This window comes from Occallatibacter sp. (assembly GCF_049802275.1).
In the GTDB taxonomy this organism is placed as follows: Bacteria; Acidobacteriota; Terriglobia; order Terriglobales; family Acidobacteriaceae; genus Telmatobacter.
The window spans coordinates 1-6366 of the sequence record NZ_JBARMD010000368.1 but is presented as its reverse complement, the minus strand read 5'-3'; the positions used below and the strand labels follow the sequence as shown (position 1 = coordinate 6366).

Below are 6366 nucleotides of genomic sequence, written 5' to 3'. Positions count from 1 at the left end.
GCTGAAAGTACTGGCGGGACAAGGGCCGGTGAGGATGCATTTGACACTGACTCCGCAAACGCTGCCGAATGCACAGAGCTACAACGTGATTGCGGACTGGAAGGGGACCGAGCATCCGGAGCAGGTGGTGGTGGTTTCCGGGCATCTGGACTCCTGGGATCTGGGAACGGGTGCGATCGACGATGGCGCGGGAGTAGCGGTGTCGATGCAGGCGATCCAGTTGATGAAGGAGCTTGGGATTCATCCGCGCAGGACCGTGCGTGTGATTGCGTGGATGAGCGAAGAAGAGGGTTCGGAGGGGGCCGCGGCGTACATGAAGGAACACGCGGCGGAGATGGGGAATCATGTGGGTGCGATTGAGAGCGATCTCGGCGCCGATCATCCGACGGGAATTTATTACGCGGGCAAGCCGGAGTTGGGGCGGTGGTTGCGTCCGGTGGCAGCGGTGCTGGACGCGAACGGGGCCGGATCACTGGAGAATGCGCCAGAGACGGGCGAGGACATTGCAGGAATGACGGAGAAGGGTGTGCCCAGTTTTGCTCCGGTGCAGGACAGCCGGTTCTATTTCAACTATCACCACACGGCGGCGGATACCTTCGACAAGATCGACAAGAAACACCTGAATGAAAATGCGGCGATCATGGCAGTGCTGGCGTATGCGCTGGCGGATTCACCGGAGCCGGCGGTGAGGTGAAAAGGCAGGGAATTAGGGATTAGGGAACAGGGAGCAACTATCGCGGAGTCGCTTATTCCTCGCGCATCAGGGTTGAGGGATCTATAGCGAGGGCGCGGGCGGCGGGGATGGCTGAGGCTACGATGCCGAGCAAGGCCATGGTGAGAACCGCGCCGACAACGACTACGGGGTCACGCGGATTTGCTTGATACACAATGTGTGCGAGCAGACGGCTCAAGAAGACTCCTGCGAGCAGCCCCACGGCTGAGCCTATGCCGAGCAGGACGACGGGGCGACCGATAGCGGCACTGATCAACTGCGTTTTGCGCGCGCCCAGTGCCACGCGGATGCCCAGTTCTTTCATGCGACGGCTGACGCTGTAGGCTGCCATTCCGAAGATGCCGGTGATGGCCAGCATGGCAGCAAGCAAGCCCATGACGCCGAGTGCCACGGTCGCAGCACGTGCCGGGAGGAACTCGCTCTGCAGCGTATCGGACCAGCTTTCGACGGTGATCGGAATATTCGGATCGATGCTGCCGAGGGTGCGGTGGAGCGCTGCGGTCATCTCGCTTGGCATGCGCTGCGAACGCACGATGAAGATCGACTCTTCCTGGTCGTTTTGCGACATCGGCAGATACACCACGGGCTGGGACGATTCCTGCATGTCGTGGTATTTGCCGGTCTCGACCACACCCACCACTTCAGTGAGATTGCCGGAAATAATAAAGTGCTGTCCGATGGCCGGAGCATGGCCCCACATCTCTTGCGCAAATGTTTCATTGACGATCGCGACATATGGAGTTTTGGGGGTGTCGTCCCAGGAGACATCGCGTCCGGCGAGCAGGCGAGTGCCTGCGGCTTCAAGGTATCCCGGAGACATTTGAAAAACGTATGGCGCGAGCGCGACATTGTTCAGCTTGAAATCCGTCGTGCCGGATTGGAAGATCGGTGTTCCGTGCAGGCCGCCGGTCATGGGTGTGCGGTTCACGGATCCGACGGCGGTGACACCGGGAATGCTGCGCACTGCCTCAATGATCGATCTTTGTTTGTCGAGTGCCGCGCTAGCTGGAATCTGACTCAGGTCCATGTCGACGATCATGGCGCCATGCGGTTCGAAGCCGAGTGGAGTATGCAGCGAATGCTCCATTCCGCGCACCGCGACAAGCGAGGCGGTCACCAGCAGCGTGCAGATGGCAATCTGTGCGCCCAGCAGGAGGTCGCGTAGAGCAAAGCGGCGCAGGTGCAATATATCGAGTGCGCCGCCCTTGATCATTTGCAGCGGCCTGCTCCGCCAGGCGTGACGCGCAGGAATCATTCCGAACAAAAGCGCGCTCAGCAGCGTCAATGCCAGGGCTGTGAGGAAAACCCGAGCATCCACGCCGGCAGCCAGATGACTTTCAGCGGCAGGCCGCCAGCGGCTCAACACACCGAGCAGCAGATCCGCACCTGCCAGTCCCGCTGCTCCGCCGAGCAGGGACACAACCAGGGCCTCGATTAGCAGTTGCTTCACAAGGCTGCTCCGGCTCGAACCCAGGGCGACGCGGAGTGCCAGTTCGCGACTGCGATCGGCGGTGCGCGCCGCAAAGAGACTTGCCAGATTGGCGCAGGCCGCCGCCAGAACCAGCAGCGCGAGCACGAAAACGCTCCATAGGAATCCGCGAATGACTTCGCCATCGTCGCCGATGAGTCCCGGATGGATGAGCCGGTACGAAAGTCCCTCATCAGTTTGCGGATACTCTTTGGCAAGCTCGGCAGCAATGGCGTTGAGATTGTCTGTTGCCTGCCGCGGGGTCACGCCGGGCCTGAGACGGCCAATCACGGTAAGGGCAACCGACGCGCGAGCATGCAGGTAATCGAACGAGTCCACCTGCTGCTCATTCACCATGGGGATCCAGTAGTCGGGCCATGCGAAGCGCTCAGTGCCGTGGAAACTCGCCGGCGCGACGCCTACCACGTTGAAGGGATGTTTGTTGAGGTCAACAATCGTTCCGACTATGCCTGGGTCGGCGTGGAACGCATTGCGCCACAGGTCGTTGCTTAAGACCACGTAGGGCGCGGAATCGGGACCATGCTCGTCGGCGGCATGGAAGAAGCGTCCCGCCTGTGGCTGCACGCCGAGGAGATCGAAATAATTGCCGGTGACTTCATCTCCGGCGAGGCTCAAGGCGGCTCTGTTCCAAGTAAGTGTGGCATGGGAATAGGCATCAATTCCGGCCATTCCGCTGAAGGTGTTGTTGCCCCGGCGGAAATCTTCGAATGCGGGATAGGACGTAGTGAGCAGCCGTCCACTCATCCATTGCTGGTGGCGGAGCTGATAGAGGTTCTGCGGATCGTTGACACCGAGAGAGTGCAGGAGAACGGCACTCAGAACGCCGAAGACGACGACGTTCGCTCCAATGGCCAGCATGAGAGTGAGTAAAGAGACGATGGTGAATGCTGGCGACTTGCGAAGAACGCGAAGCGAGTACCGAATATCAGCGACCAGGTTTTCGACCATGGGCAAGATTTGCAATGCGTGGCCGCGGGCGGCGGCGGGAGTCATTGCGGCGCGTGGGGGACCAGGGTTTCTGCTCTTCATCGCGTTCTGTCTTGCGTAGTGTGATGGCGGGAACAGGGCTGATGATCGGACCTTTGCCGCGGAAGGAAAGGATAGCGCGGACTCCTCGCAAATCTAATCGGGTGCGCCGTCTTCTTCGGGGTTGTGTGTGCGTATTGGTGACGGAATGTTCTCGTAGAAGGTGTACTGTTCGCCAAGCTCGCCGGCGCGGCGAGCGCGACGGAAAAACATTTTCTCGCAGATGAATTGATACGGGCGATAGAAGATGAGGCCAATGATGCCGGCCACGATGAAGATGATGGAGAAGAACATGGCGCAAACTTCAAGGTAGGCGAGCAGGATAAACGGCTTGACCACGAGGTCGCGGGCGGGGGCCGCGCCGAGGATGAGCAGGATCACAGCCTCGATTCCGAGGAGGGTCGAGGCGACAAGCAGGGTAGTTGCGCTACGGGCCAGCATCCTTGCCGGGGCGCTCAGATTTTTCCACGCTGATGACACTGCGGTTGCCTTTCCGGCAACGTTCCGAGAGCGAGGCCGTGCAGCCATTGTGCAACAGGCGGCTGGTCAAAACTAATCAATTTGTGGGCATCGCCTTCGAAGGAGTGTTATCGAAGTACTGAGGCCGACCCCGGAATCACTGTCGAAATGGCATTCAGAGCAGGCGATTTCGGTTTGTCAGGGCGATCCACGGTGCCTGGTAAATCATTCTTTAAACGGCTGAAACAAATCAAACCGGGGATCACGCTTCGTGGGCTGACGGGACGTGGGGTTGGGGGACGAGTTCGGTGATGGCGATGCCGGAAAGGATGAGGATGGCGCCGGCGGCGGGAACGAGGCCGAGGCGTTCACCGGTGATGAAGTAGGACGTGATCCAGGCGAAGACAGGCTCGAGGGTGAGGAGGAGCGCCGTGTGCGTGGAGGGCAGGATCGACTGGGCCCAGCTTTGGATGGAGAATGCGGCGGCGGTGGCGAGGGCTGCGGCAATCACGAGGGCTGTAATGAGGCGAACGGTGAAGTGGATGTGGGGGTGCTCAATTAGCGGAAGGCTGATCGCCATAAAGAGAGCGCAAAATCCCACTTGAAGAATGGCGAGTGGCTGGAAGGGAATGCGCGGGGAGACATGGCCGAGAGCGATGCAGTGAAACGCAAATCCGATGGAACAGCCAAAGGTGAGGATGTCGCCCAGGTTAATGGAGGATAGGTCAGGGAGCAGGGACGCGAAATTGGAGGAGGATCCGGAGCCGGCAGGGGGTGCAGTGAGAAACAGGATGCCGATGAAGGCGAGCGCGGCGCCGAGAAAGGCGTTCCAGCGGGGTGCGTGTGCACCGGGCGGCCGAAGCGATGGTGCGATGGAGAAGAGGGGAACGAGGACGACAACGAGTCCGGTGATGAAGGCGGATTTGGAGGGCGTGGTGCGCACGAGGCCGATGGTCTGGAACTGGTAGCCGACGGCGAGACAGAGGCCAACGACGGCTCCAGAGAGAATGTGGGTGCGGCGGAGAGTGTGCCAGTAGCGGTGGTAGGCGACGGCAAGGAGCGCGAAGGCCAGCGTCATGCGGATGAGGTTGAACGCCGCCGGCGTGGAGTCGGTGAGCGCGCCCTTGATGAGGACGAACGTGGATCCCCAGACGGCGACCACGAAGGTCATCAGCAGGTAGGCGCGAAGTTTCATGTTTTTCGATTATGTCAGGCGGAGTTGAGCGGTGTTCGTCGAAAACAAAAGCAGGTCCTTCCCTTCGCCTTCCCCATGGATAGAACTGTTCATGGGGAAAGCGCTACGTTCAGAATGACACCTGCGGTTGGTGCGCGAGGTCGTGAGTCCCACCCCGGTTCGCGGCGACTTTTATTGGTCCGGGGTGGCGAGGGCGTCCTGGCCGGCGACGTAGGTCTTGAGGACGTTGGTGGCAAGGATGGCGGGGGCTGCGACGTTGTAGAGATCGCGATCGACGAGGATGAAGTCGGCGTCGTAGCCGGGGACTAGTTTGCCTTTGCGCTTCTCTGCGAACTCGGCGTAGGCGGAGCCCTGGGTATAAGCGTAGAGCGCCTGTCCGCGGGTTAGTTTGTTTTCCGGATAGTAAGTCTTGGTGCCCGCTTCGTTCATGCGGGTGACGGCGGCATAGAGTCCGCGAAAAGGCGTGACGGGCTCGACGGGATAGTCGGTGCCAAAGGCGAGAGGCACGCCGGCATCGAGAAAGGCTTTCCAGGCGTAGGAGTATGCCGCGCGCTGGGCGCCGAGCCGATCGACGGCCCAGTTCATGTCGGTGAGCAGGTGGTTGGGCTGCATGCTGGCAATGACGCCGAGCTGTTTGAAGCGGGGAATGTCGGCGGGATCGACGACTTGCGCGTGCTCGATGCGGTGGCGACGCCCCAGCGAAAGAGATGGACGAGGTAAAGTGCCGCACGCGTCAGCCATCTTCCGCATCTCGGGATGTTGGCGGAAGCAATCATTGATTTCCTGTTGATGCTGCTTTTCATTCGCGGTGTCCAAGGCCTCGTAGGCATCAAGGGCCATGGATGTTGCTTTGTCGCCGATGGCGTGGAAGCCGAGTTGGAACCCTGCTGCAGCGCGTTCAACGGACATTTTATTCAACTCGTCCTGTGTGTACTGCGGGAGGCCGGTGTTGTTCGCGTCATCGGCGAAGGGTGCTTTCATCGCGGCGGTGCGGGAGCCGAGCGAACCATCCATGAATCCTTTAAGCATGCCGGTGTGAAGCAAGGGATCATTGACATCGTGATGAGCGCGATGTGCTTTCAGTTCGTCGAGCGAGTCTTTGAATGGCAGCCACTCGCTGATGCGGAGATGAAGCTTTCCATCTTTCTCCATTTGCTCGAAGACGAGGAAGTCTTCCCAGTCGCTGAAGTCCTGCACGCTGGTGACGCCGTGGGTGAGGGCGTCATGGATAGCGAGTTCGTCGCCCTTGCGGCGCTCCTCCGGCGTCGGCGGCGGGATGACTCTGTAGACGAGGCCCTGCGCCGATTCACGAAGAATGCCGGTGGGTTCGCCGCTGCTATCCAGGTCGATGGCGCCGCCTTGCGGCGGCTGGGTCTTTCCTGTGATGCCGGCGGCAGCGAGCGCGGCCGTATTCGCGATGGAGATGTGACCGTCGATGCGATCGAGGAAGGTGGGATGATCGCC

Annotated in this window: 5 protein-coding genes; 1 reads left to right on the top strand and 4 read right to left on the bottom strand. The window is 60.4% G+C overall.

Annotation, left to right across the window (positions count from 1 at the left end; translation table 11 throughout):
- The coding region (locus tag WA354_RS12815) for a M20/M25/M40 family metallo-hydrolase (protein ID WP_472813403.1) at positions 1–694 on the top strand (694 nt) is incomplete at its 5' end.
- 52 nt (positions 695–746) lie between these two features.
- Here the strand turns inward: WA354_RS12815 and WA354_RS12810 are convergent.
- The 4 genes from WA354_RS12810 to WA354_RS12795 all read right to left on the bottom strand — a co-directional run.
- Positions 747–3251: an ADOP family duplicated permease gene (locus WA354_RS12810; protein ID WP_472813402.1), complete on the bottom strand. Its 2505-nt coding sequence runs from the start codon at positions 3249–3251 to the stop codon at positions 747–749.
- Positions 3252–3344: 93 nt separating this feature from the next.
- Complete coding sequence (locus tag WA354_RS12805; protein ID WP_472813401.1) at positions 3345–3689, bottom strand: hypothetical protein; 345 nt, start codon at positions 3687–3689, stop codon at positions 3345–3347.
- 280 nt (positions 3690–3969) lie between these two features.
- The gene (locus WA354_RS12800) at positions 3970–4902 is read right to left on the bottom strand and encodes a DMT family transporter (protein ID WP_472813400.1); all 933 of its coding nucleotides are present in this window, start codon (positions 4900–4902) and stop codon (positions 3970–3972) included.
- Between the two features lie 171 nt (positions 4903–5073).
- On the bottom strand, positions 5074–6366 hold a 1293-nt coding region (locus WA354_RS12795; protein ID WP_472813399.1), incomplete at its 5' end, for an amidohydrolase.

Excerpts from the sequence above, each read along its gene's own strand:
- WA354_RS12810 (WP_472813402.1), bottom strand. The coding sequence starts at position 3,251 with ATGAAGAGCAGAAACCCTGGTCCCCCACGCGCCGCAATGACTCCCGCC.
- WA354_RS12805 (WP_472813401.1), bottom strand. The coding sequence starts at position 3,689 with ATGCTGGCCCGTAGCGCAACTACCCTGCTTGTCGCCTCGACCCTCCTC.
- WA354_RS12800 (WP_472813400.1), bottom strand. The coding sequence starts at position 4,902 with ATGAAACTTCGCGCCTACCTGCTGATGACCTTCGTGGTCGCCGTCTGG.